The 23,786-nt window shown below is 75.6% G+C and carries 25 protein-coding genes; 4 read left to right on the plus strand and 21 right to left on the minus strand.

Annotated elements, in window-relative coordinates:
• Positions 1-2: 2 nt before the first annotated feature.
• From BJ989_RS13400 to BJ989_RS13425, 6 genes are all read right to left on the minus strand, one after another.
• Positions 3-377 (minus strand): DoxX family protein, encoded by a 375-nt coding sequence (locus tag BJ989_RS13400; RefSeq protein ID WP_179518619.1) that lies wholly within the window; start codon positions 375-377, stop codon positions 3-5.
• Between the two features lie 64 nt (positions 378-441).
• Entirely contained in the window at positions 442-1,287 is an 846-nt protein-coding gene (locus tag BJ989_RS13405; RefSeq protein ID WP_179518620.1) for a GNAT family N-acetyltransferase, read from the minus strand.
• A gap of 34 nt (positions 1,288-1,321) precedes the next feature.
• Positions 1,322-2,473, minus strand: coding sequence for a flavodoxin-dependent (E)-4-hydroxy-3-methylbut-2-enyl-diphosphate synthase (gene ispG, locus BJ989_RS13410; protein ID WP_179518621.1), 1,152 nt, complete (start codon positions 2,471-2,473; stop codon positions 1,322-1,324).
• Between the two features lie 46 nt (positions 2,474-2,519).
• The gene (locus BJ989_RS13415) at positions 2,520-3,875 is read right to left on the minus strand and encodes a M50 family metallopeptidase (protein WP_179518622.1); all 1,356 of its coding nucleotides are present in this window, start codon (positions 3,873-3,875) and stop codon (positions 2,520-2,522) included.
• Positions 3,872-4,981 (minus strand): 1-deoxy-D-xylulose-5-phosphate reductoisomerase, encoded by a 1,110-nt coding sequence (gene dxr, locus BJ989_RS13420; protein ID WP_179518623.1) that lies wholly within the window; start codon positions 4,979-4,981, stop codon positions 3,872-3,874. The genes BJ989_RS13415 and dxr overlap by 4 nt, the downstream gene beginning before the upstream one ends.
• Positions 4,982-5,025: 44 nt before the next feature.
• Positions 5,026-6,921 carry an acetate--CoA ligase gene (locus BJ989_RS13425; RefSeq protein WP_179518624.1) on the minus strand — a complete coding sequence of 632 codons (1,896 nt, stop codon included), beginning with the start codon at positions 6,919-6,921 and terminating at the stop codon, positions 5,026-5,028.
• Positions 6,922-7,003: 82 nt separating this feature from the next.
• Here BJ989_RS13425 and ddaH point away from each other — a divergent pair, with 82 nt between their 5' ends.
• The 3 genes from ddaH (at position 7,004) to BJ989_RS13440 (ending at position 10,035) form a co-directional block, all read left to right on the plus strand.
• Complete coding sequence (ddaH, locus tag BJ989_RS13430) at positions 7,004-7,783, plus strand: dimethylargininase (RefSeq protein WP_179518625.1); 780 nt, start codon at positions 7,004-7,006, stop codon at positions 7,781-7,783.
• A 175-nt stretch (positions 7,784-7,958) separates the two neighbouring features.
• Positions 7,959-8,882: a serine protein kinase RIO gene (locus tag BJ989_RS13435; protein WP_179518626.1), complete on the plus strand. Its 924-nt coding sequence runs from the start codon at positions 7,959-7,961 to the stop codon at positions 8,880-8,882.
• A 31-nt stretch (positions 8,883-8,913) separates the two neighbouring features.
• The gene (locus BJ989_RS13440; RefSeq protein WP_179518627.1) at positions 8,914-10,035 is read left to right on the plus strand and encodes an LOG family protein; all 1,122 of its coding nucleotides are present in this window, start codon (positions 8,914-8,916) and stop codon (positions 10,033-10,035) included.
• 24 nt (positions 10,036-10,059) lie between these two features.
• On the opposite strand, the gene BJ989_RS13445 is transcribed toward BJ989_RS13440, so the two are convergent.
• From BJ989_RS13445 to rpsB, 13 genes are all read right to left on the minus strand, one after another.
• Complete coding sequence (locus tag BJ989_RS13445; RefSeq protein WP_179518628.1) at positions 10,060-10,752, minus strand: hypothetical protein; 693 nt, start codon at positions 10,750-10,752, stop codon at positions 10,060-10,062.
• A complete protein-coding gene (locus tag BJ989_RS13450; RefSeq protein WP_179518629.1) occupies positions 10,749-11,777 on the minus strand; it encodes a VWA domain-containing protein in 1,029 nt (342 codons plus the stop codon). The genes BJ989_RS13445 and BJ989_RS13450 overlap by 4 nt, the downstream gene beginning before the upstream one ends.
• Complete coding sequence (locus BJ989_RS13455; protein ID WP_179518630.1) at positions 11,774-12,832, minus strand: VWA domain-containing protein; 1,059 nt, start codon at positions 12,830-12,832, stop codon at positions 11,774-11,776. The genes BJ989_RS13450 and BJ989_RS13455 overlap by 4 nt, the downstream gene beginning before the upstream one ends.
• Positions 12,823-13,374, minus strand: a complete 552-nt coding sequence (locus BJ989_RS13460) for a hypothetical protein (protein ID WP_179518631.1) — start codon at positions 13,372-13,374, stop codon at positions 12,823-12,825. The genes BJ989_RS13455 and BJ989_RS13460 overlap by 10 nt, the downstream gene beginning before the upstream one ends.
• A complete protein-coding gene (locus BJ989_RS13465) occupies positions 13,361-14,260 on the minus strand; it encodes a DUF58 domain-containing protein (RefSeq protein ID WP_179518632.1) in 900 nt (299 codons plus the stop codon). Before BJ989_RS13465 ends, BJ989_RS13460 begins: the two co-directional genes overlap by 14 nt.
• Entirely contained in the window at positions 14,257-15,267 is a 1,011-nt protein-coding gene (locus BJ989_RS13470; protein WP_179518633.1) for an AAA family ATPase, read from the minus strand. The genes BJ989_RS13465 and BJ989_RS13470 overlap by 4 nt, the downstream gene beginning before the upstream one ends.
• A 67-nt stretch (positions 15,268-15,334) precedes the next feature.
• A complete protein-coding gene (gene rlmN / locus BJ989_RS13475; RefSeq protein ID WP_179518634.1) occupies positions 15,335-16,645 on the minus strand; it encodes a dual-specificity RNA methyltransferase RlmN in 1,311 nt (436 codons plus the stop codon).
• Positions 16,646-16,688: 43 nt separating this feature from the next.
• Complete coding sequence (locus BJ989_RS13480; protein ID WP_218848818.1) at positions 16,689-17,048, minus strand: hypothetical protein; 360 nt, start codon at positions 17,046-17,048, stop codon at positions 16,689-16,691.
• Positions 17,049-17,067: 19 nt separating this feature from the next.
• The gene (locus BJ989_RS13485; protein WP_179518635.1) at positions 17,068-17,955 is read right to left on the minus strand and encodes a phosphatidate cytidylyltransferase; all 888 of its coding nucleotides are present in this window, start codon (positions 17,953-17,955) and stop codon (positions 17,068-17,070) included.
• Positions 17,956-17,978: 23 nt separating this feature from the next.
• Entirely contained in the window at positions 17,979-18,533 is a 555-nt protein-coding gene (gene frr / locus BJ989_RS13490; protein WP_343049507.1) for a ribosome recycling factor, read from the minus strand.
• A gap of 42 nt (positions 18,534-18,575) precedes the next feature.
• Positions 18,576-19,289 (minus strand): UMP kinase, encoded by a 714-nt coding sequence (gene pyrH, locus BJ989_RS13495; RefSeq protein ID WP_179518637.1) that lies wholly within the window; start codon positions 19,287-19,289, stop codon positions 18,576-18,578.
• Positions 19,290-19,435: 146 nt separating this feature from the next.
• Positions 19,436-20,251 carry a translation elongation factor Ts gene (tsf, locus tag BJ989_RS13500; RefSeq protein WP_179518638.1) on the minus strand — a complete coding sequence of 272 codons (816 nt, stop codon included), beginning with the start codon at positions 20,249-20,251 and terminating at the stop codon, positions 19,436-19,438.
• 93 nt (positions 20,252-20,344) lie between these two features.
• The gene (gene rpsB / locus BJ989_RS13505; protein ID WP_179518639.1) at positions 20,345-21,292 is read right to left on the minus strand and encodes a 30S ribosomal protein S2; all 948 of its coding nucleotides are present in this window, start codon (positions 21,290-21,292) and stop codon (positions 20,345-20,347) included.
• A gap of 373 nt (positions 21,293-21,665) precedes the next feature.
• On the opposite strand from rpsB, the gene BJ989_RS13510 reads away from it, so the two are divergent.
• Positions 21,666-22,331 carry a M23 family metallopeptidase gene (locus tag BJ989_RS13510; RefSeq protein WP_343049366.1) on the plus strand — a complete coding sequence of 222 codons (666 nt, stop codon included), beginning with the start codon at positions 21,666-21,668 and terminating at the stop codon, positions 22,329-22,331.
• Here the strand turns inward: BJ989_RS13510 and BJ989_RS13515 are convergent.
• Entirely contained in the window at positions 22,304-23,350 is a 1,047-nt protein-coding gene (locus BJ989_RS13515) for a tyrosine-type recombinase/integrase (protein WP_179518641.1), read from the minus strand. The genes BJ989_RS13510 and BJ989_RS13515 overlap by 28 nt on opposite strands.
• Entirely contained in the window at positions 23,347-23,784 is a 438-nt protein-coding gene (locus BJ989_RS13520; RefSeq protein ID WP_179518642.1) for a hypothetical protein, read from the minus strand. The genes BJ989_RS13515 and BJ989_RS13520 overlap by 4 nt, the downstream gene beginning before the upstream one ends.
• Positions 23,785-23,786: the final 2 nt, after the last annotated feature.

Raw genomic sequence — 23,786 nt, forward strand, 5'->3', positions numbered from 1 at the left:
GGTCAGGCGCGGCCGGCGCGCCAGGCGGCCCGCACCAGCGGGGCCTGGAGCGGGAGGCGGGCCCAGGCCGCCGGGGCCGGGACCGGGCTGCGGCCGGCCTGGGCGTCGAGGGCCATCTTCACGTTGCCGGGGAAGACGCCGAGGAGCAGGGCCGCGCTCGCGAGTCCCGCGGGGCGGCGGGTCGCCGGCACCAGCAGGCCGGCGGCGCACGCGAGCTCGGCGACACCGCTGGCCTTGATGACCTCGTCGTGCGCGGGCACCCACGACGGCATCAGCGGGCGGAAGACCTGCGGCCTGACCAGGTGCACGGTGCCGGAGACGAGGAAGGCGCCGACGAGGCCCTTCAGGGTGCGGGTCAGCGGAGCGGGACGGTTCACGGTGGGTCCTGTCGTGTGCGGGGCGGGGCGGGGCGGTGCGGGCCGGTGCGGGCGGTCCGGTGGGTCAGAACATGATCGTGGAGAAGCGGGCGGTCTCGGCGAAGCCGACGCGCTCGTAGGCGCGGCGGGCCGGGGCGTTCCACTCGTTGACGTAGAGCGAGACCGTGGGCGCGATCTCCGCCCGCACGACCTCGACGACCGCCGCCATCCCCCGCGCGGCGAGGCCCTCGCCGCGGCGGTCGCGGGGCACGTAGACGCCCTGGATCTGCGCCGCCCGCGGCGAGACGCAGGCGACCTCCGCCTTGAAGACCACCCGCCCCTCCTCGAAGCGGGCGAAGGACCAGCCCTTCGAGACCAGCTGCCGCACCCGGGCGCGGTAGAGGTCGGCGCCACCGCCCACCTCGGGGCTGACCCCGACCTCCTCGGTGTACATCGCGACGCAGGCGGGGTAGAGCGCCTCGAGGTCGGCGGGCTCCGTGCGGCGCACGGCCGGGTCGGGCGCGATGCTCGGCGGGCCGGCGATCTCGAGGTGGGGCTGGCGCCAGCGCACGTCGCGCGGGCTCCCCCACCCCTCGGCCGCGACCCGCCAGAAGGCCTCGACCGCCTCGTGGGGGCCCACCACGGTGGACGCGCTGCGACCGCGGGCCAGGGCCCGCTCGGCGAACGCGACGGCGTCGTCGGGCGTGGCCTCGATCGGCACGAGGTTGGCGCCGACGTGGCACGCCGCGACGAGGCGGCCGTCGTCGAAGCGGCCCCACACCTCGCCGCCGAGCCAGCGGGGGTCGAGGTTGGTGGTGCGCGCGCGGTGCTCGGCGAAGACGTTGAGCACCGGGTGGCGGGCGGTCAGCTCGAGGAAGGCCTGCAGGTCCGGTGCCCCGAGCACGTGGACGCCGTGGCGGATGTCGAGCACGGCCCGAGCCTAGTGCGACCGGCCGGCGGTGGCGTCAGGAGACGGTGACCTGCGCTCCCGCGCCGTCGACGCTCTCCATCCCCTCGGCGATGCGCATGGCCTCCTCGATGAGGGTCTCCACGATCTGCGACTCGGGGACGGTCTTGACGACCTCGCCCTTGACGAAGATCTGGCCCTTGCCGTTGCCGGAGGCGACGCCGAGGTCGGCCTCGCGCGCCTCGCCCGGGCCGTTGACGACGCAGCCCATCACCGCGACGCGCAGCGGCACCTCGAGCCCGTCGAGGCCGGCGGTGACCTCGTCGGCCAGCTTGTAGACGTCGACCTGGGCGCGCCCGCACGAGGGGCAGGAGACGATCTCGAGCCGCCGAGGGCGCAGGTTGAGCGACTCGAGGATCTGCAGACCGACCTTGACCTCCTCGACGGGCGGGGCCGAGAGCGAGACCCGGATGGTGTCGCCGATGCCCTGGGAGAGCAGGTGGCCGAAGGCCACGGCGGACTTGATGGTGCCCTGGAAGGCCGGGCCTGCCTCGGTCACGCCGAGGTGCAGCGGCCAGTCGCCCTCGGCGGCGAGCATCTCGTAGGCGCGCACCATGACGACGGGGTCGTTGTGCTTGACCGAGATCTTGAAGTCGCGGAAGCCGTGCTCCTCGAAGAGGCTCGCCTCCCACTTGGCCGACTCGACCAGGGCCTCGGGGGTGGCCTTGCCGTACTTCTCGAGCAGCCGCTTGTCGAGCGAGCCAGCGTTGACGCCGATGCGGATGGAGGTGCCGCGGTCCTGCGCCGCGCGCGCGATCTCCTTGACCTGGTCGTCGAACTTGCGGATGTTGCCGGGGTTGACCCGGACCGCCGCGCAGCCGGCGTCGATCGCGGCGAAGACGTACTTCGGCTGGAAGTGGATGTCGGCGATGACCGGGATCTGCGACTTGGCCGCGATCGCCGGAAGCGCGTCGGCGTCGTCCTGGCTGGGGCAGGCCACGCGCACGATGTCGCAGCCGGAGGCCGTCAGCTCGGCGATCTGCTGCAGCGTCGCGTTGACGTCGCTCGTGAGCGTCGTGGTCATCGACTGCACCGACACCGGGTGCTCGCTCCCGACGCCGACCTTGCCCACGCGGATCTGGCGCGTCGGGCGCCGCGGCGCGAGGACCGGGGGCGGGGCGGCGGGCATGCCGAGGCTGACGGTGCTCATGGCCTCCAGGCTACCGGCGGGGCCCCGCCCGCCCCCACGGGTCCGGTCAGGTGCCGTAGGGGCTGATCGGGACGACGAGGTCGCCGACGATGAGCACGACGCCCATGACGAGGAGCGCGGCCCCCACGACGTACGCGACGGGGAGCAGCTTGGCCACGTCGACGTAGCCCGGGTCGGGGCGACGGCGCACCCGCGCGACGCCGCGTCGCAGCGCCTCCCACAGCGCGCCGGCGATGTGGCCGCCGTCCAGCGGCAGCAGCGGCAGGAAGTTGAACATGCCGATGAACAGGTTGAACCCGGCGATGAGCAGCAGCAGGAAGGCGACCTTGTCGGTGCTGGGGATGAGGTCGGTCGAGGCGGTCTCGCCGGCGATCCGGCCGCCGCCGACGATGCTGACCGGGCTGTCGAGGGCGCGCTCCTCGAGCCCGACGACCGCGCGGGCGACGCCCCACACCTCCTGCGGCAGGGTGGCGATCGCCTGCACGGTGTCGACGGTCATCTCGCCCATCTCGCCCAGGGTGTAGAGCGGGCCGCCGGTCACCAGGCCCTCGAAGGAGGGGCTGACGCCGAGGAAGCCGACCTGGCGCAGGGTCTCGTCCTCCAGCGAGGTCGGTCGCGCCGTGACCGTCGTGTCGGTCTCGACCGTGAGGCGTTCGCCGTCGCGGACCAGCTCGATCGTGGCGGCACCGTCGGCGTTGCCGCGGATCAGCCCCTGCAGCTGCTCCCAGCCGGTGACCTCGGTGCCGTTGAAGGCCACGATCTCGTCGCCCTGCTGCAGGCCGGCCTCGGCCGCGGGGCTCGGCGGGTCGGCGGGGGTGCAGTCGCGCCCGGCCTCCTCGGCCGGGATCACGCACTGCGACACCGCGGAGACGGTCGGGGTGATGACCGGGTCGCCGGGGTTGCCGTAGGTCGCGAAGACGCCGGTGAAGACCGCGAAGGCGATGAGCAGGTTGACGGTGGGGCCGCCGGCCATCACCACGACCTTCTTCCACCACGCCATCTTGTAGAACAGCCGCGGCTCGTCCTCGGGGCCGATCAGCTCCCACTCGGCCGAGCGGGCGTCGGAGACCAGCTGGGTGAACAACCCGGTGTTGGAGCGGCGGACCCGGTGCACCGGGGCGCCGTGCTCGTCGACGCCGGCGGGCTCGGCGAGGTCGTCGCCGCCCGGGGGCAGCATACCGACGATCTTGACGTAGCCGCCGAGCGGGATCGCCTTGAGGCCGTACTCCGTCTCGCCCACCTGACGGCTCCACACCGTGGGGCCGAAGCCCACGAAGTACTGCGTGACCTTCCCGCCGAACTTCTTCGCCGGCACCATGTGGCCGACCTCGTGCAGGCCGATCGAGACCAGGATCGCGACGGCGAAGACCAGGACGCCGAGGAGGTAGAGCAGCGCGGTCATGAGGTGGGGGTGGTCCCTTCGATCACGCGCGCGGCCTCCGCGCGCGCCCAGGCGTCCGCGGCGAGCACGTCGTCGACGGACAGGTCGTCCTCCTCCGAGCGTACGTCGTGGCGCGCGAGCACGCGGTCGATCGTCGCGACGACGTCGGGGAAGGCCAGCGCACCCGCGTGGAACTGCTCCACGCAGACCTCGTTGGCGGCGTTGTAGACCGCGGGCGCGGTGCCGCCTCGTCGTCCCGCCTCGCGCGCGAGGCGGACGGCCGGGAAGGCGTCGTCGTCGATCGGCTCGAAGCGCCAGTCCGCGGCCTGCCGCCAGTCCACCGGCGTCTCCGCGCCGGGCACCCGGTCGGGCCACGCCAGGCCCATCGCGATCGGCACCATCATCGTCGGCAGCCCGATCTGGGCGACCACGGCGCCGTCGGTGAACTCCACCATGGAGTGCACGAGCTGCTGGGGGTGCACGACGACCTCGATGTCGTCGTAGGCCACGTCGAAGAGCAGGTGCGCCTCGATCACCTCCAGGCCCTTGTTGACCAAGGTGGCGGAGTTGGTGGTGATGACGGTGCCCATCGCGAAGTTGGGGTGGGCCAGCGCCTGCGCCGGGGTGACGTCGCGCAGCTGCGCGGGGGTGCGGCCCCGGAAGGGCCCGCCGCTCGCGGTGAGCACCAGTCGGCGCACCTCCTCGCGGCGCCCGGCGCGCAGGCTCTGCGCGATCGCGCTGTGCTCGGAGTCGACCGGCACCACCTGGCCGGGCGCCGCGGCGCGGGTGACCAGCGGACCGCCGATGATGAGCGACTCCTTGTTGGCCAGCGCGATCGTCGTGCCGGCCGCGAGCGCGGCCAGCGTGGGCCGCAGCCCCACGGCGCCGGTGATGCCGTTGAGCACGACGTCGCACGCCATCGCGGCGGCGGTGACGGAGGCGTCCTCGCCGAGGCCCGCGAAGGCCGGCCGGAACTCCGCGACCTGCTGCTCGAACAGCTGCTCCTGCGAGCCGCCGGCCGTCAGCGCCACGACCCGGAAGCGGTCGGGGTGGCGGCGCGCGAGGTCGAGGGCCTGCGTGCCGATGGACCCGGTCGAGCCCAGGATGACCACGTCTCGTCTGCTCACGGCCGACGAGTCTCGCAGGTGGAGGGGCGCGACCCTGCGCGGCGTCAGCCCCGCAGCACCGGGCGCAGGGCGTCGAGCACCGCGGGGTCCTCGATCGTCGACGGCACGGCGGGGTCGCGGCCGTCGGCGACCTCGCGCATGGTGCGGCGAAGGATCTTGCCGGAGCGGGTCTTGGGCAGCGCGGGCACGACGTCGACGCGGCGCAGGGCGGCGACCGCGCCGATCTCGTCGCGGACCTTCGCGACGAGCTCGGCGGCCAGGGCGTCGGGGTCGGTGTCGACACCGGCCTTGAGCACGACGAAGCCGCGCGGCACCTGCCCCTTCAGCTCGTCGGACACGCCGACCACCGCGCACTCCGCCACGGCCGGGTGACGCCCGAGCACCGCCTCCATCGCCCCCGCCGAGAGCCGGTGGCCGGCGACGTTGACGACGTCGTCGGTGCGCCCCATGACGAAGAGGTAGCCGTCCTCGTCGACGTAGCCGCCGTCACCGGTGAGGTAGTGGCCCTCGAAGGCCGAGAGGTACGACGCGACGTAGCGCTCGTCGCCGTCGACCGGGCCGCCCCAGAGCGTCGGGAGCGTGCCCGGCGGCATCGGCAGGCGCAGGCAGATGGCGCCCTCGGTGCCGGGCGGCACCTCCTGGCCCTGCTCGTCGAGGACGCGCACGTCGAAGCCCGGCACCGGCACCGACGGCGAGCCGGGCTTGAGCGGCATCGGCTCGAGCCCGCGGAGGTTGGCCGCGATCGGCCAGCCCGTCTCGGTCTGCCACCAGTTGTCGACCACCGGCACCCCGAGCCGCTCGGAGGCCCAGTGGAAGGTGTCGGGGTCGAGCCGCTCCCCCGCCAGGAAGAGCGTCTCGAGGCTCGACAGGTCGTGCTGGGCGAGCAGCGCGCCGTCGGGGTCCTCCTTCTTGATCGCCCGGATCGCGGTGGGGGCGGTGAAGAGCGCCTTGACCCGGTGGCGCGCGACGACGCGCCAGAAGGCCCCGGCGTCGGGGGTGCCGACGGGCTTGCCCTCGTAGAGGACCGTCGTGGCGCCGCAGATCAGCGGGGCGTAGACGATGTAGGAGTGGCCGACCACCCACCCCACGTCGGAGGCGGCCCAGAAGACGTCGCCGGGTCCGCAGTCGAAGACGTGGGGCAGCGACCACGCCATCGCCACCGCGTGGCCGCCGTGGTCGCGCACGATCCCCTTGGGCCGCCCGGTCGTGCCCGAGGTGTAGAGCACGTAGAGCGGGTCGGTGGCCTCGACCACCACGCACTCGGCCGGGTCCGTGCGCCCGGCCGTCATCGCGACGGCCCAGTCGACGTCGCGGCCCTCGACCAGGGTCGCCTCGACCTGGGGCCGCTGCAGCACCACGACCGCCGGCACCTCGTGCGCGGCGAGCTCGAGCGCCCGGTCGACGATCGGCTTGTACTCCAGCACCCGCCCGGGCTCGAGCCCGCACGACGCGGTCACCAGGGCGGCCGGGCGCGCGTCGTCGACGCGGGCGGCGAGCTCGGCGGCCGCGAACCCGCCGAAGACCACCGAGTGGACGGCGCCGATGCGGGCGCAGGCCAGCATGGCGACGACGGCCTCGGGCACCATCGGCAGGTAGACCACGACCCGGTCGCCCCGCTGCACCCCGAGCGCCCGCAGCACCCCGGCGAAGGCCGCGACGTCCTCCAGCAGCCGGCCGTAGGTCAGCTCGCGCACCTCGCCGGTGTAGGCGGAGTCGTGGACGAGGGCCACCCGGTCGGCGTGGCCGGCGACGACGTGGCGGTCGAGCGCGTTGTAGCAGGTGTTGAGGGTGGCACCCGGGAACCAGCGGTGGAAGGGCGCCGCCGACGAGTCGAGCACCTGCCGGGGCTTGCGGGCCCAGGAGACGAGCGCGGCGGCCTCGCCCCAGAAGCCCTCGGGGTCGCGGATCGAGCGGTCGTGGGTCTCGCGGTAGCCGGTCACGGAGCCATCCTGCCGCGCACCGCGTGGGGCACGCCACACCGCGCACCTGGGCCCGGGCCGCCGAAGGTGCAGGATGGGCCGCATGCACGCACGCCGCGCCCTGGTCCGCCGCCCCGGCCCGAAGCTCGCCGACGGCCTGCTGACCCACCTCGAGCGCCAGCCGGTCGACGTCGACCTGGCGACGCGCCAGTGGGAGGGCTACGTCGAGGCCCTCGCGGCCGAGGGCTGGGAGCCGGTCGAGGTCGCCCCGGCCGACGACTGCCCCGACGCCGTCTTCGTCGAGGACACCGTGGTGGTCTACGCCGACCTCGCCGTCGTCACCCACCCGGGCGCGCCCGAGCGGCGGCCCGAGACCGACGGCACCGAGCGCGCCCTCGGCGAGCTCGGCTACGCCGTGGCCCACCTCGACGCCCGCACCGGGGCCACGCTCGACGGCGGCGACGTGCTGAAGCACGACGGCACCGTCTGGGTCGGCGTCGGCGGTCGCACCAACGAGGCCGGGGTCGCCGCGCTGGCGGCCCTGCTCGAGCCCCGGGGCGCCCGGGTGCTGGGGGTGCCGACCACCAAGGTGCTGCACCTGAAGTCGGCGGTGACGGCCCTGCCCGACGGCACGGTCGTCGGCTACCCCCCGCTGGTCGACGACCCCGACGCGTGGGGCTCCTTCCTGCCGGTGCCGGAGGAGGGCGGTTCGCACGTCGTCGTCCTCGACGAGGAGACCGTGCTCATGGCCACGAGCGCGCCGCGCACGGCGGCGCTGCTGCGCCAGCGCGGGCTCCGCACGGTGTGCGTCGACATCTCGGAGTTCGAGAAGCTCGAGGGCTGCGTGACCTGCCTGTCGGTGCGGCTGCGCCACACCCCCTGAACCGCCCGGCCGCACCGGGAAAACCCGTTGCGCGCCGGCCGGGGCACCCGCCACGATGACGGCTGCCCGGGCGCCAGTGCGCGCCCACGACGAGAGGAGCGTGACGTGTCCACGACTGTCTCCGGCCTGCCCTCCACCGCAGCCAACCCTCTCGTCTCCAGGAGCACCCACCGCGATGACCCGCGAGCAGCACCCCGCCCCCGCCTGGGGGTCCGCGCCGGCCGCTGAGCCCGGCACCCCCGTCCCCACCGTCACCGAGCAGCAGCTCGACCCGAGGTTCGTCCTCGACTGGCAGACCTACGACGACCCCGACGACGAGCGTCAGCGCTGGTCGACGTGGCACGACGTCGAACCGCTGAGCCGTGGCCCCGAGCCGCGACCCGACTGGGTCGTGGTCTCCCGCGGCGCACTCGACACCGAGCTCGGCATCCTCAAGACCGGCAAGGAGGCCGACGTCTTCCTGCTCGAGCGCGCGGACCCGCACGACCCCGCCGGCGGGGTCGTGATGGCCGCCAAGCGCTACCGCAGCCCCGAGCACCGCACCTTCCACCGGGCCGCGACCTACACCGAGGGGCGCAGCATGCGCCGCTCCCGCGACCAGCGCGCGGTCAAGCGCGGCAGCACCTTCGGCCGCCAGCTCGCCGCCACCGAGTGGGCCGCCTCGGAGTGGGACCTGCTCAAGCGCTTCTGGTCGGCCGGTCTGCCCGTCCCCTACCCCGTGCAGGTCGACGGCACGGAGATCCTCATGGAGTGGGTGCACGTCGACGGTGCAGAGGGGCCGACGACCGCGCCGCGCCTCGCGCAGACCCGGCCGGACCCGGCGCTGCTGGCCTCGCTCTTCGAGCAGCTGCGCGCCGCCATGCTCGGGATGGTCGAGCTCGGCGTCGTGCACGGCGACCTGTCGGCCTACAACCTGCTGGTGCAGGACGAGCGGCTCGTCGTGATCGACCTGCCGCAGGTGGTGGACCTCGTGGGCAACCTCCACGGCGTCGACTTCCTCGCGCGCGACTGCGCCAACGTCTGCGGGTGGTTCCGCGCCCGCGGGCTCGAGGTCGACGACGGGGAGCTGCTCGGCGACCTGCTGGCCCACGCGTTCTAGGACCGTCGGCCCGCGCGGCTACGGTGCGGGCATGAGGCACACCCGAGGGCGCGCGGTCGAGGTCGACTCCCTGGTCGACCTCGACCGCCGCCTGGCGCGCGGCGCCAGCACGATGGCCGGCTGGCACCTGCGCGGGCTCGACCTCGCCGACCACGGGCCGGCCCTGCGCCGCTGCTCGGTCGCCGGGGCGCTCTTCCTCGGCTGCCGGCTGCACCCCGACGACGAGGCCGACGTCCGCCGCCGCGGCGCCACCGTCTTCCCCGAGGTGCCCGGCGTGCCGGTCGACGTCTACCGCGGCACGCTCTACACCCCCGAGGAGCTCTACGACACCGTCCTGGCCGGGCAGGGGGCCGGGCAGGGGGCCGGGCAGGGGTACGCCGTCTCGCTCGACGCACGCGCCTACGCCTGGTCGCAGCAGTCGCCCGACCGCGACGTCGCGCTGGCCCAGGCACTGCACGACCACGCTGTCGACACAGCGCTCGACGGCTGGGCCGCCGAGCGGCGACTGGTCGGCGTCATGGGCGGCCACGCCCTGCCGCGCGACTCCCCCGGCTACCGCGAGGCGGCGCTCCTCGGCCACGCACTCGGTCGTCACGCGCTCGTCGCCACCGGTGGTGGTCCCGGGGCGATGGAGGCGGCGGCCCTCGGCGGCTTCCTCGCGGACGAGCCGGTCGCCGAGGTCGGGGCGGCCGTGGCGCGGCTCGCCCGGGTGCCGTCCTTCCGGCCGTCCGTCGACGCGTGGGTCACCGCGGCGCTGGAGGTGCGGCGCGCCCACCCCGCGGGTCGTGAGGGCCTGGGCATCCCCACCTGGCACTACGGTCACGAGCCGCCGCACGTCTTCGCCTCGAGCATCGCGAAGTACTTCGCCAACCCCACCCGCGAGGCGGTGCTGCTCGAGGTCTGCGACGCCGGCATCGTCTTCCTGCCCGGGGCCGCCGGCACCGTGCAGGAGGTCTTCCAGGACGCCTGCGAGAACTACTACGCCGACGAGTCGTCGGTCGCGCCCATGGTGCTGCTGGGGCGGCGGCACTGGACGGTCGACCTGCCGGCCTGGCCGCTGCTCGAGCGGCTGGCGCGGGGGCGGGCGATGTCCGACCGCGTGCACCTCGTCGACACCGCCGAGGAGGCGATCGCGGCGCTCGGGCTGCGCTGACCGCGCGGCCCGTGCCCGGTCGTCTCACCACTGGACGCCCTCGCCCGGGTCGGGGCGCTGCGCGTCGCGGACCTCCCGCTCGGTGCCGGCGGCCCGCGCGGCCAGGTCGGCGAGCCGCGCGGCGTCGCGGCGCTGCTGCGGTGTGGCCGCCGGCAGGGCGGCCGCCGCCTCCTCTGCGGCTCGGGAGGCCGCGAGCTTGGCGCGCACGCGCTCGTCGGCGCGCCGGGCCGTGCGGGACACCGCCGGAGCGGCGGCACCGGGCTGGGTGCACCCGCCCGCGGCGAGCACGCCGCGCGCCCTCGTCCACTCCTCCCGGCCCGCCCCCTGCTGCCCGCCGCGCGCGGCGGCGTCGCCGCGCGCCTCCACGACGAGCGCGAGGTTGACCCGCACCCGGCACTGTGCCTCGGCCGGCGCCAGCGCGAGGGCGTCGGTCAGTGCCACCTCGGCGCCCGCCAGCTCGTCAGGGTCGGTCCGCCCGCGCGAGCCGCTCGCGGCCGCGCGCGCCGTGCCCTCCCCGAAGGCGGCGACCCACTGCTCGACCGGGGCCGCCACCCGGTTGCGCGCGAGGTGCGCGACGGCGTCGCGCACCTCCCCCGCCGCGTAGGCGTCGCGGCCGCGCTCGTCGTCCAGCGCGAGCATCAGCACCCGAGCGGCGACGAGCAGCAGCAGGAGGCTGGGCACGGCTCCGAGGAGCAGCAGCCGTCGGCGCGCGCTCACGGCCGGCCCGCCCGCCGGGTCTCGTGGAGGTCGCGGGCCCAGCGCCGCAGCTCGGCGAGCCCGAGCAGGGCCGCGAGCCCTGCCAGCGCCCACGCCGGGTCGGTCGGCGTCGGCACCGCCCGCGTCACGACCGCCTCGGGCTCCGGGAGCCGCAGCGCGAGGTCGCGCAGCGCGGCGGGGCCCGCCGAGGGTCCGCGTCCGACGTACGGCACCTCCAGCTGCGACGCCACCCGGCGCAGGGTGGCCGGATCGGCCCGCGAGAGCGCGGGCGCGCCGCTGCGGGGGTCGACGACCGGGGGCGCACCCGGCAGGTCGGCGCGCGGCATCGTCGCACCCGCCCGCGTGCCGTAGCCCAGCACGGCGCCGCCGTCGCTCAGGGCCCCGGCCGGGCGCCAGGACCGGGCCGCGGTGCCCGCGGGCCGCCCGGTGGTGTCCTCCCCGTCGCTGAGCAGCAGCACGAGGCTCCCCCGCTCGGGGTACTGGCGCGCGGCGCGACGCAGCAGGGCGGTCACCTCGGGCAACGGGCGGTCGACGGTCGACCCGGTGCCGGCACGCGGGTCCTCCGGCGCGGTGCGCGCCACCGCGTCGAGGAAGGCCGCCCGGTCCGTGGTGGCGGGCACGACCTCCTCGACCTCCCGCCCCCACACCACGAGGCCGAACCGCGCCCCCTCGAGCCGCTCGGTCAGGACGGCCAGGTCGGCCCGCGCCGCCTCGAGCCGGGTGCGGCCACCGGGCCCGTCGGTCGCGGCCATGCTGGTGGTGCGGTCGAGGACGACGAGCAGCTGGCGGTCGGGCACCGTGCCCGCGGTCGCGACCGTCCGGCCCAGCAGCAGCGGGTGGGCGAGCAGCACCCCGACGACGACCACGAGCAGTGCCCGCACGGGCCACCCAGCGCGGTCGCGCCCGCGGCGCAGCACCGGCACGAGCACCGCGACCAGCCCCACCGCGACGCCGAGCGCCAGCACCCGCGGGTCGAGCAGCGGCTCCCACCGGACGCCGGCCACCGCCCCGCCGAGGCCACTCACCGCACGCCCCGTCTGCGCCGAGGACCGCTCGGCCACCCGTCTGCTGGACGGGGTCGGCCGGCCGTCGGCCGCACCGCGCACGCCAGCGCCAGCGCCAGCGCGCCCGCACCGAGCACGAGCGCCCCGGCGCCGGGCGCGTCGACGCGTCGGGGGCGGGGCGGTCGCTCGAGGCGCCGTGCCTCCTGCCGGGCGATCGCCGCGACGACCGCGTCGGCCGCGTCGGACGTCGAGCCCGCGTCGAGCAGGCTCAACGTGCCGCCGGTGCGCCGCGCCGCCCGCTCGAGCGCGGAGCGCCGCGGACCGGTCAGGGCGTCGGGTCCGACGGCGTGCACGACGACGTCGCGCGCCACGGCGTACGCCGCGGCCTCGGACAGGTCGTAGAGCGGCGGGCCGAGGGGATCGTTGTCGGTGGCCAGCACGACGGTGCGGCCCCGCCGCTGGTCGAGGGCGTCGAAGCGCTGCACGCAGGAGACCAGACCGTCGCCGACCTGCGAGAGCCGGCGGCCGTCGCCCTGGGTGGCGAAGTCGAGGGCCGGGTCGCCGTCGACCACCGCGTCGGCCACGGTGCGCAGCCGCGCCCGCACCGCCGCGTGGTCGTCGCTGAGCGGCATCACGGTCAGCGGCGCGCCGTCGAAGAGCACGATCGCCACCCGGTCGTCGCGCTGCTCATCGACCACCGCCGAGACCGCGCGCAGCACGGCGGCCGCGCTCGAGTCCATCGAGCCCGAGCCGTCGAGGCAGACCACGACGTCGCGACTCGGCGGGTCGGCCGCCGCGGTCTGGGTCCGGGTCGGGCGGCTGAGCACCAGCGCGGCGCCGACCAGCAGCGTGAGCGCCGCGACGACGCGCACCCCGGTGAGCAGGAGGCGGCGTCGGCGCAGTCGCCGGAAGGGGGGCAGGGCTCGCACCCGGGCCGCAGCCACCGGACCGAGCAGCAGGCCGTCGCCGCGGTCGCGCACGCGTCGCGCCCCGAGCAGCAGGACGGACAGCGCGAGGAGGCCGACGACCGGCAGGGCGAGCGGCCAGCGGGGGTCGTCGAGCGCGGTCAGCGCCACGCCGCCACCGCCTCCCGGGCTGCGGCGAGCGCGCGGGCCCACCGCTCGTCGGCCGCCGTCCGGTCGGTCGCGGGGGCGCCGTCGGGGGCGAAGCCAGGCGGGTAGGTGAGCGCGACCGCGGCGACCGTCGCGGCGAGCGGGCGCGAGCGGCGCTGGTCGCGCTCGGTGGCCGCCTCGGTGGCGAGGGCCAGGTCGTCGAGCGCAAGGCTGCGGGCGGGCAGGTCGCCGAGGTCCTCGGCCAGGCCCCGCACCAGGGCGCTCAGGGCCAGGTGCGACTCCCGGTCGGTCGTGCGCCCGACGGACCGCTCGGCGTCGAGGGCGTCGAGCGCGCGGAGCACCCGACGGCGCAGCCGCGCCCGGCGCCATCGGCGTGCCGGGCCCGACCGGGCGGGAGCCCGGCGGTCGCGGGCGGGGCGGGTCCACCACCAGACCCCGAGGTGCCAGACGACGACGAGCGCGACGAGTGCGAGGCCCAGCAGAGCCCAGGGCGCGTCGTACCCGACGGGCGGGCTCAGCTCCCGCAGCGGGTCAGCGGCGGCCACGGCGCTGCCGCTCCAGCAGCCGCAGCACGGCTGCCACGGCACCCTCCTCGTCGGGCACCCGCTCGTGCGGCACGCCCAGCCGGTCGAGGGCCCGCTGCAGGCGGGCCGCGTCGGTGGCGTCGGCCGCGGCGTACTGCACGGCGAGGTGCGGGTCGTCGAGGAGCCACGCGGGCAGCCGCGCGCCCGAGCCGACGTCGACCAGGGGTGCCGTGGTCGCCCGCGTCGGGTCGAGGTCGGCGACGGTGACCAGCAGCACCTCGTGCTGCGCCGCCAGGCGCCGCAGCACCGACGTCAGCGCAGCGGGCAGCTCCCCGTCGGTGGCGAGCGGCACGTCGTCGGTGACGACCACGGCGATGCTGCGCCGACGCACCGTGCGCGCGACGTGCTCGAGCAGGCCCACGAGGTCACCCGGCGGGCCGTCCTCGCGGGTCGCGTCGTGGGCCGCGGCGAGGCACCGCTCGAGGTGCACCTCCCCCGTCCGGGGCGGCAGCTGGGCCGCACCGCCGGCGTGGCCGTGCACCAGGCCGACGCGGTCGCCGTGGCCGAGCGCGAGCTGCCCGAGCACACCGGCCACGAGGACCGCGACGCGGCGCTTGGGCACGCCGACGTCGTTGAGCGCCGCCATCTCGCGCCCGGTCGAGACCACGAGGAGCACGGTGTGTCGGCGCTCGGCGCGGTAGCGGCGCACCAGGAGCGAGCCGGTGCGCGCCGAGGCCTTCCAGTCGAGGTCGCCCACGTCGTCGCCGCGCACGTAGTCGCGCAGGTCCTCGAGCTCGGTGCCGCGGCCGGCCTGGGCGGCGGCGTACTGGCCCTCGAGGAGGCCGCGCACCTTGCGGTGGGCGTGCAGGGCGAGGCGGGAGCGCACCCGGACCAGGTGGGCCGTCACGGGCTGGGGACCGCCTCGAAGACGGCGTCGACCACGGACTCCGGGCGCACCCGGTCGGCCAGCGCCTCGAAGGAGAGGTGCAGCCGGTGCCGCAGCACGGCGTGGCGCAGCACCCGCACGTCGTCGGGCACCACGTGGTCGCGGCCGGCCAGCAGCGCCTGGGCGCGGGCGACGTGCAGGAAGGCGATGCTGGCGCGGGGGCTCGCGCCGCGCTCCACGAGCGCACCGGTCGCGGGCCCGACGACCCCGGCGAGGTCGCGGGTGGCGTGCACGAGGTCGACGATGTAGCGCTTCACCGCCGGCGACACGAAGACCCGGGAGGCGAGCGCCTGCAGGTCGAGCACGTCGTGCGGCGTGGCCACCGCCGGCGCGGGCCCGCCGTGCAGGCCGAGCGTGCCCGCGTCGACGCGGTCGAGCACCTCGACCTCGGCGGCGTGGTCGGGGTAGTCGACGACCTCCTGCAGCAGGAACCGGTCGAGCTGGGCCTGCGGCAGGACGTAGGTGCCCTCGTCGTCGACCGGGTTCTGCGTGGCCAGCACGAGGAAGGGGCGCGGCAGCGGGTGCACCACCCCGGCGATCGAGGTCTGCCGCTCCTGCATCGCCTCCAGCACGGCCGACTGCGTCTTGGCGCTGGCGCGGTTCACCTCGTCGAGCAGCACCACCTGGGCGTGCACGGGCCCGAGCTGGGTGTCGAAGGTGTGGGTGCGGGGGTCGTAGACCTGGGTGCCGACGATGTCGCTGGGCAGCAGGTCGGGCGTGCACTGGATGCGCGAGAAGTGCGCGCCCACCGACTGCGCCAGCGTCGAGGCGGCCAGGGTCTTGGCCAGCCCCGGCACGCTCTCGAGCAGCACGTGGCCCTCGGCGACGAGCGCGGTCAGGAGCACCCGTCGCACCCGGTCCTGGCCCACCACCCGGGCGCCGAAGGCGTCCGTCAGCCGGCTCAGCAGCTCGCTCGCGCGGGCCACCTCCTCGGCGGTCAACGGCTCGCTCACGTGGTGCGCGACCATGCGGGCTCCTCCGCGCTCGGGTCCGGTGCGGGCACGAGGCTAACCGCTGCCGCTGCCGCGGCTCGGCTCAGGCGTCGGCCTGCGACGCGACGCCCGGCAGGGTCGCGGTGCTGAGCGCCTCGACCTGGTCGCCGGGGCCGACCGCGGCGAGCTGGCCGCACGCCCCGTCGATCTCCTGCCCGCGGGTGTCGCGCACCGTCGTGGGCACGCCCTTCGCCTCCAGGCGGCGCACGAACTCGCGCTCGTCGGCCGGGTCGCTCGCCGTCCACTTCGAGCCCGGCGTGGGGTTGAGCGGGATCAGGTTGACGTGCACCCAGCCCCAGTCGCCGTAGCCGTTCAGCAGGTCGCCGAGGAGGTCGGCGCGCCACGCCTGGTCGTTGATGCCGCGCATCATGGCGTACTCGATCGAGACGCGGCGCTTCGTCACACGGGCGTAGTCCCAGGCCGCCTCGACGGTCTCGGCGACGGAGAAGCGGGTGTTGATCGGCACCAGCTCGTTGCGCAGCTCGTCGTCGGGGGCGTGCAGCGAGAGCGCCAGCGTGACCGGGACGCCCTCCTCGGTGAGCTGGCGGATGCGGGGCACGAGCCCGACGGTCGACACGGTGACGCCGCGCGCGGACATCCCGAGACCGGCGGGGCTGGGGTCGGTGAGGCGGCGTACGGCGCCCAGGACGGCCTTGTAGTTCGCGAGCGGCTCGCCCATGCCCATGAAGACGACGTTGTTGACCCGCCCCGGGCCGCCCGGCACCTCGCCGCGCGCCAGGGTGCGGGCCGCGGCGACGACCTGCTCCACGATCTCGGCGGTGCTCATGTTGCGCTGCAGCCCGCCCTGGCCGGTGGCGCAGAAGGGGCAGGCCATGCCGCAACCGGCCTGGCTCGACACGCACACCGTCGAGCGACCGGGGTAGCGCATCAGCACCGACTCGACCAGCGCACCGTCGAAGAGCCGCCACAGCGTCTTGCGGGTGGTGCCCCGGTCGGCCTCGAGGGTGCGCAGGGGCGTCATCAGGGTGGGCAGCAGCGCGGCGACCAGCTCCTCGCGCTGGGTGGCGGGGAGGTCGGTCATCTGGGCCGGGTCGTCGACCAGGCGCGAGAAGTAGTGCGTCGAGAGCTGCTTCGCGCGGAAGCCGGGCAGCCCGTGCTCGACCAGCAGGTCCTTGCGCTCGGCCTCGGTCAGGTCGGCGAGGTGGCGCGGCGGCTTGGCGCGGCCGCGCGGGGCCTCGAAGACCAGGGGCAGGCCGGTGCGGCCGGCCGCGGCGGCCGCCTCGGCGGCGGCGGCGTCGGCCAGCGGGGCGACCTCGGTGGCCGGGGCGACCGGGGCGACCGGGGCGACCGGGGCGGCCTCGGGTGCGGGGGCGGTGTCAGGTGTGTCGGGCATGGCTCCCCCATGGTCGCACCCGCCCCGGGGTGCGCCGAAAACGTCAGCGCTCGACGAGCACCATGAGCCACAGCACGAGCGAGGCGACGCCGAGCACCACGACCGCGGTGGTGACTGCCCCGAGCAGCACGTAGGCACCGAAGCGCCGGGTGCGGGCGGGGGCCAGGAGGCCGAGGGGCACCAGGAGGGCGAGCAGCGCCAGCGGGAAGAGCGAGGCGGCGGTGTCGTAGTCGAGGAACAGCCGCAGCAGGCCGATCCAGCCGCCGGGCACGACCGTCACGAGCACGGCGCCGGCGAAGAAACCGGCGAGCGCGCTGAAGACCGGGTGGTCGCGGTGCCACCAGTCGGTGGGCTGCGCGGGTCGACCGGGCGTCACGGTCTCCGCGTCACGGCTGCTGGGCACCGGGTCAGCATCCCACGGCTCAGAAGACGGCGTAGTGCAGCAGCAGCCAGGTGGGGGCGACGGTCGCGAGCAGGGAGTCGAGACGGTCCATCAGCCCGCCGTGGCCGGGCACCACCTGCGACATGTCCTTGATCCCGAGGTCGCGCTTGATGACCGACTCGCACAGGTCGCCGAGCGTGGCCATGACGACGGTGATGAGGCCGAGCACCACCCCCACCCACGCGGGGCCGTCGAGCAGCTGGGTGACCGTGAGCCACCCGGCGAAGACGCAGAGGGCGGCCGAGCCGGCGAACCCCTCCCACGACTTCTTCGGGCTGATGACCGGCGCCATGGGGTGCTTGCCGAAGAGCACCCCGGCGACGTACCCGCCGGTGTCGGAGGCGATGGTGACCAGGATGAAGCAGACGATGCCGAGCGCGCCCTGGGAGGGCTCCTCCGCGTCGGACCCGATGCCGCCCTCGGCCAGCAGCAGGGCCACGAAGGAGCCGAGGAAGGGCACGTAGACCAGCGTGAAGACCGACGCGGTGGCGGTGCGGACGTAGCCCTCGACGCCGCGGCGCAGCAGCCACAGCATGGTGGCCAGCGCGGTGACCGCGGTCGCGGTCACGAGCGCCTCGGCGCCCCACACGTAGGCGACGACGACCATGACGACGCCGCCGAGCATCAACGGCTGCTCCGGCAGGTCGACCGCCTGGCTCAACAGGCCCTGGCGCATCTCCCAGATCGCCACGACCACCGCGGCCGCCACGATGACCATGAAGGCGGTCTTGAGGAACGCCAGCGAGAGCGCGATCGCGGCGAGCAGGACGACGGCCGAGCCGATCGCGGCGGGCAGGTTGCGACCCGCCCGGCCGTGGTCCTTGGCAGGAGCCGCGGCGGGCGCGTGCGCAGGTGTCGGGTCGACCACAGGGGTCCGGGCGGCTCGAGGTCTCAGACCTCGAGCAGCTCGGCCTCCTTCGACTTCAGCATCTCGTCGATGGCGTCGGTGTGCTTCTTGGTGGTCGCGTCGAGCTTCTTCTCCGCCCCCACGACGTCGTCCTGACCGGCGTCGCCGTCCTTCTCCAACTTCTCGAGCGCCTGCTTGGCGGTGCGGCGCACGTTGCGCACCGAGACCCGGCCGTCCTCGGCCTTGGCCTTCGCGAGCTTGATGTACTCCTTGCGGCGCTCCTCGGTCAGCTCCGGGAAGACGCAGCGCAGCACCTTGCCGTCGTTGGCCGGGTTGACGCCGAGGTCGGAGTCGCGGATGGCGCGCTCGATGCCGCCCATCGCGCCCTGGTCGTAGGGCGAGATGAGGATGACCCGGGCCTCGGGGGCGGTGAAGGAGGCGAGCTGCTGCAGCGGGGTGGGCGAGCCGTAGTAGTCGACCACGATCTTGCTGAACATCGACGGGTGCGCCCGGCCGGCCCGGATCGCCGCGAACTCCTCGCGGGTCGCCTCGACGGACTTGCCCATCTTCTCGTCGGCCTCGGAGAGGACCTGGTTGATCACGGCTGCTCCTGTCTGGTGGTGCGTGGGGCGGGTGGGGGCTCAGCCGGCGGAGACCAGCGTCCCGATCCTCTCACCCGCGACGACGCGGGGGATGTTGCCCTCGGGCTCCATCCCGAAGACCACCATGGGCAGGCGGTTCTCGGCGCACAGGGTGAAGGCGGTCTGGTCGACGACGCGCAGCCCCTGGCTGATCGCGTCGTCGTAGGTCAAGGTGTCGAGCTTGCGCGCGGTGGGGTCCTGGTGCGGGTCGGCGGTGTAGACGCCGTCGACGCCGTTCTTGGCGAAGAGCACCGCGTCGCAGCGGCTCTCGAGCGCCCGCTGCACCGCGACGGTGTCGGTGGAGAAGAACGGCATGCCCATGCCGGCGCCGAAGATGACGACGCGCCCCTTCTCCATGTGCCGGATCGCACGGCGCGGCACGTAGGGCTCGGCCACCTGGCCCATCGTGATCGCGGTCTGCACGCGGGTCTCGACGCCCATCTTCTCCAGGAAGTCCTGCAGGGCCAGGCAGTTCATGACGATGCCGAGCATGCCCATGTAGTCGGCCCGCACGCGGTCCATGCCGCGCTGCTGCAGCTCCGCGCCGCGGAAGAAGTTGCCGCCGCCGGTGACGACCGCGATCTGGGTGCCCGACTCCACGACGCGGGCGACGTCGCGCGCCACGGTCTGCACCACGTCGGGGTCGACCCCGACCTTCCCGCCGCCGAAGACCTCGCCGGACAGCTTGAGGAGCACACGTCGGTAGGCGGTCACGGGCGGGTCCTCCTGGCGGTGGCGGGCGGGCGGTGGGTGCGGCGTACGGCGCGTGCTGCGGGCCCCGGACAGCGCAGGAGGCCGGTCCGGACCGCGGGAACCGCGCCGGACCGACCTCCGCTGCGTCTGGTCGGCAACCTAGCCGATCAGGCGCCGACCTCGAAACGCACGAAGCGGGTGACGGTGACGCCCGCGGCGTCGAGCACGGCCTTGACCGACTTCTTGCTCTCGGTCACCGACGGCTGCTCGAGGAGCACGACGTCCTTGAAGAAGCCGTTGAGCCGGCCCTCGGTGATCTTGGCGATCGCCTGCTCGGGCTTGCCCTCCTCGCGCGAGGTGGCCTCGGCGATCTCGCGCTCCTTGGCCACGACGTCGGCGGGGACCTCGTCGCGGGTGAGGTACTGCGGGCGCATGGCGGCGATCTGCATCGCGGCGCCGCGGGCGGCGTCCTCGTCGTCGCCCTCGAACTCCACGAGCACGCCCACCGCCGGCGGCAGGTCGGCGGCACGCTTGTGCATGTAGGTCACCGAGGTGCCGTCGAAGTAGGCCACCTGGCCCAGCTCGATCTTCTCGCCGATGGTGATCGCGAGGCCCTCGACGACCTCGCCGACGGTCTTGCCGTCGAGCGGGACGGCCTTGAGCGCCTCGACGTCGCCGGCCTTCGCCTCGGCGGCCGCGTCGGCGATCTTCTGGGCCACGGCGACGAAGTCCTCGCCCTTGGCCACGAAGTCGGTCTCGCACTTGAGCTCGACGAGCGCACCGCCGGAGGTGGCGACCAGGCCGGCGGAGGCCTCGCGCTCGGCGCCGCGCTTCGCGGCCTTCGCGGCGCCCTTGACGCGCAGCAGCTCGACGGCCTTGTCGAAGTCGCCCTCGGCCTCCTCGAGCGCCTTCTTGCAGTCCATCATGCCGGCGCTGGTGAGCTCACGGAGCTTCTTGACGTCGGCGGCGGAGAAAGTCGCCATGGGGTGTCCTCGCCCTCTTCTGGTCTGGGTGGTCAGGGAAGGGCCGGTGCCGCCCGGTGGGCGGCACCGGCCCAGGTGAGTGGTGGGACCGGCTCAGGAGTCGGTCGCGGGGGCCGCGTCCGCGGCGGGCGGAGCGGCCTCGGCGGGGGCCTCGGCGGGGGCCTCGACGGGAGCGGCGGCCTCACCGGCCTCGCTCGCGGCACCGGTCGACTCGGTGGCCGGGGTGGTCTCGGTGGCGGCGTCGCCACCGGTGGCCTCGACGGCGACCTTGTCGGCCTCGCCGGAGAGCAGCTCGCGCTCCCACTCGGCCAGCGGCTCGTCGGCGGCGGTGTCGGACCCCGAGCGGGCGCCCGAGCGCGACATCAGGCCGTCGGCCACGGCGTCGGCCACGACGCGGGTCAGCAGACCGACCGCGCGGATGGCGTCGTCGTTGCCCGGGATCGGGAAGTCGACGACGTCGGGGTCGCAGTTGGAGTCCAGGATGCCCACGATCGGGATCTTGAGCTTGCGGGCCTCCTCGACGGCGAGGTGCTCCTTGTTGGTGTCGACGATCCACACCGCGGAGGGGGTGCGACCCATCTCGCGGATGCCGCCGAGGGTCTTGTCGAGCTTGTCGCGCTCCCGCTTCATCTGCAGGAGCTCCTTCTTGGTGCGACCGGAGCCCGCGACGTCGTCGAAGTCGATCTCGTCGAGCTCCTTGAGGCGGTTGATCCGCTGGTGCACGGTCGAGAAGTTGGTGAGCATGCCGCCGAGCCAGCGCTGGTTGACGTAGGGCATGCCCACGCGGGTCGCCTGCTCGGCGATCGCCTCCTGCGCCTGCTTCTTCGTGCCGACGAACATGATCGTGCCGCCCTTGGCGACGGTCTCCTTGATGAAGGCGTAGGACCGGTCGATGTAGGCCAGCGACTGCTGCAGGTCGATGATGTAGATGCCGTTGCGCTCGGTCATGATGAAGCGCTTCATCTTGGGGTTCCAGCGACGGGTCTGGTGCCCGAAGTGGACGCCGCTCTCGAGGAGCTGGCGCATGGTCACGACTGCCATGGTGGTTCTCTCTCCTGGTGGCCCGCGCGCGCCCGCGAGGGCACGGCCGGGCCGGGTGGGTGTCCAGTTGTCCGCGGGCCGGCGGGTGCCGGCTCGCCCTGACGTCTGCGCGCGACCCCACCCGGTGCTGGCGCACCGGGACCGGAGGTCGTCGCCCACGGGTGGTCGGGGGCCGGAGCGGCTCCCGTCGCGGTCTGCGGACGTGCGAAGTCAGTCCCCGGAGGGACTGCTGGGGACACACTAGCCCCGCCGCGGCGCGCCCGACGAATCCGAGCGGGCCGCCGCGCGTGCACAGGGGGCTGCACCGACCCCGGTCCTCCCCAGCCTCGTCGCGGTGGCCCCGGCGTACGCCGTGGGGGCGGAGGGTGGGCGGGTGACCCGTCCCCGCTCCCGCCTCCGCCTGCTGCTCGCCGCGACCGCCGCGCTCCTCGCCCTGCCCGCAGGGTCGGCCGGCGGCACACCCGAGGGGGTCTGGCCCCTCGACCCGCGCCCAGCCGTGGTCGGGGCGTTCGCCCCGCCGCCGAGCCCCTGGGCGGCCGGGCACCGCGGCGTGGACCTCAGTGGACGGGTGGGCCAGCCGGTCCGTGCGGCGCTCGCGGGCACGGTGCGCTTCGCCGGGACGCTCGCGGGTCGAGGCGTGCTGGTCGTGGGGCACGGCGCGACCCGCACGACCTACGAGCCGGTGGCGGCGCTGGTCGTCGTCGGTGCGCGGGTGGCGCGCGGCGAGGTCGTGGGTGTGCTCGAGGGTGGCGGGTCGCACTGCGCGCCTGCCGCCTGCCTGCACTGGGGGTGGCGCCGTGGTGAGCGCTACCTCGACCCGTTGCTGCTCGTCGGGGGCGGCCCGGTGCGGCTGCTGCCCCTCGACGGGGGCGGCGGGGGCCCGGCCGCCGCGGTGGGACCGACGGCCGCGGCGGGCGCCTGGGCCGGCGGGGACACCACTGGCCCGGCTGCGCGCAGCGTGACGGCGCTGTGGCGCCCGCTGGCGGAGCTCGGGTTGCTCCCGTGCCCTGCTCAGGCGCGGGGGTGGGCCTGCCGGTAGGCGGCCCGCAGCCGGTCGGTGGTGACGTGGGTGTAGCGCTGGGTCGTGGCCAGGGAGGCGTGGCCCAGCAGCTCCTGCACGGTGCGCAGGTCGGCGCCGCCCTCGAGCAGGTGCGTGGCGGCCGAGTGGCGCAGGCCGTGGGGGCCGAGGTCCGGAGCGTCCTCGACCTCGCCGAGGAGCCGGTGCACGGTCGCCCGGACCGCGCGCTGGTCGAGACGGCCGCCGCGTGCGCCGAGGAACAGCGCCGGGCCGGAGCCCTCGCGCACCAGCGCGGGGCGCCCCCGGGACAGCCACCGGTCGAGCGCCGCGGCGGCGGGGCGGCCGAAGGGGACCGTGCGCTCCTTGCGGCCCTTGCCGAGGACGCGCACGACGTCGCGCTCGCGGTCGACGTCGTCGACGTCGAGCCCGACGAGCTCACCGACGCGCACCGCGGTCGCGTAGAGCAGCTCGAGCACCGCGGCGTCGCGGAGGCCGGTCGGGCCGGCCTCGGCGGCGGCCGCGGTCGCGTGGTCGACCACCGCGCGGGCCTCGTCGACCCGCAGCACGGTGGGGAGGGTGGTGTGGGCGCGGGGCGAGGCGAGCGCGGCACCCACGTCGGTGGTGGTCCGGCCGGTGCGGTGCAGCCAGGCGGTGAAGGCGCGGGCCGCCGCGGCCCGGCGCGCCATCGTGGTGCGGGCCATCCCCCGGGTCTGCTCCAGCGCCAGCCAGCTGCGCAGCGCGCGCAGGTCGAGCTCGGCCGCCCCGAGCCCGAGACGCCGGGCGTGCTCGAGCAGCCGGGCGACGTCGCCCAGGTAGGCGCGGACGGTGTGGGGAGCCAGGTCGCGCTCGGAGGCGAGGTGCTGCTCGTAGCAGCCGAGCAGCCGCGCCGCCTCCTCGTCGACCCCGGCGGCCTCGTCGACCCCGGCGGCCCCGGCGACCCCGTCGACCCGGTCGGCACCCGGCGCGCTGCCGCCCGGCGACCCGTCGCGCCGGGCCTCGGGACCGTCGACCCGGTCGCCCACCGGCCGCTCACCCCTCATCCCGCACCGTCCGGCCGCCCCGCGGACGGACCACCCTGCGGCCCTCGTGGCTCCCCGGATGCCCCCGCCGCGGGGTCGAGCGCGCCCCACACGTCGCGCAGCTCTCGCGGGGCGAGCTCGTCGAGCTGGCGGCGCACGTGGGCGAGCAGCTGCGCGGCGGCCTCGCTGGGGCCTGCGTCGACGCGGAGCAGCTCGCGGCCGTCGTCGCGGCGACGGACGACGAGCTCGCCGGCCGTGGGCTCGTCGTACCACCCCGCCATCGCCCCCACGGCGAGCAGCGCGCCGTGGGCGCGGGCTCGCCAGCGGCCGCGCGCCGTGCCGGGTGGCTCGAGCGCGACCGCGTAGACGTCACCGGCCCGGACACCGGCAGGCTCGTCACCCGGCCGCCCGCCTGCGGGCGGGCCGGCCGGGTCGCGCGTGCTGTCGGCCTCCACGG

This window comes from Nocardioides perillae (genome assembly GCF_013409425.1).
In the GTDB taxonomy this organism is placed as follows: domain Bacteria; phylum Actinomycetota; class Actinomycetes; order Propionibacteriales; family Nocardioidaceae; genus Nocardioides; species Nocardioides perillae.

What these genes read in the sequence shown, in the direction of transcription:
- ispG (WP_179518621.1), bottom strand. Translation starts at nt 2,473, where the DNA reads ATGAGCACCGTCAGCCTCGGCATGCCCGCCGCCCCGCCCCCGGTCCTC.
- BJ989_RS13415 (WP_179518622.1), bottom strand. Translation starts at nt 3,875, where the DNA reads ATGACCGCGCTGCTCTACCTCCTCGGCGTCCTGGTCTTCGCCGTCGCG.
- ddaH (WP_179518625.1), top strand. Translation starts at nt 7,004, where the DNA reads ATGCACGCACGCCGCGCCCTGGTCCGCCGCCCCGGCCCGAAGCTCGCC.
- BJ989_RS13435 (WP_179518626.1), top strand. Translation starts at nt 7,959, where the DNA reads ATGACCCGCGAGCAGCACCCCGCCCCCGCCTGGGGGTCCGCGCCGGCC.
- BJ989_RS13440 (WP_179518627.1), top strand. Translation starts at nt 8,914, where the DNA reads ATGAGGCACACCCGAGGGCGCGCGGTCGAGGTCGACTCCCTGGTCGAC.
- BJ989_RS13470 (WP_179518633.1), bottom strand. Translation starts at nt 15,267, where the DNA reads ATGGTCGCGCACCACGTGAGCGAGCCGTTGACCGCCGAGGAGGTGGCC.
- rlmN (WP_179518634.1), bottom strand. Translation starts at nt 16,645, where the DNA reads ATGCCCGACACACCTGACACCGCCCCCGCACCCGAGGCCGCCCCGGTC.
- tsf (WP_179518638.1), bottom strand. Translation starts at nt 20,251, where the DNA reads ATGGCGACTTTCTCCGCCGCCGACGTCAAGAAGCTCCGTGAGCTCACC.
- rpsB (WP_179518639.1), bottom strand. Translation starts at nt 21,292, where the DNA reads ATGGCAGTCGTGACCATGCGCCAGCTCCTCGAGAGCGGCGTCCACTTC.
- BJ989_RS13515 (WP_179518641.1), bottom strand. Translation starts at nt 23,350, where the DNA reads ATGAGGGGTGAGCGGCCGGTGGGCGACCGGGTCGACGGTCCCGAGGCC.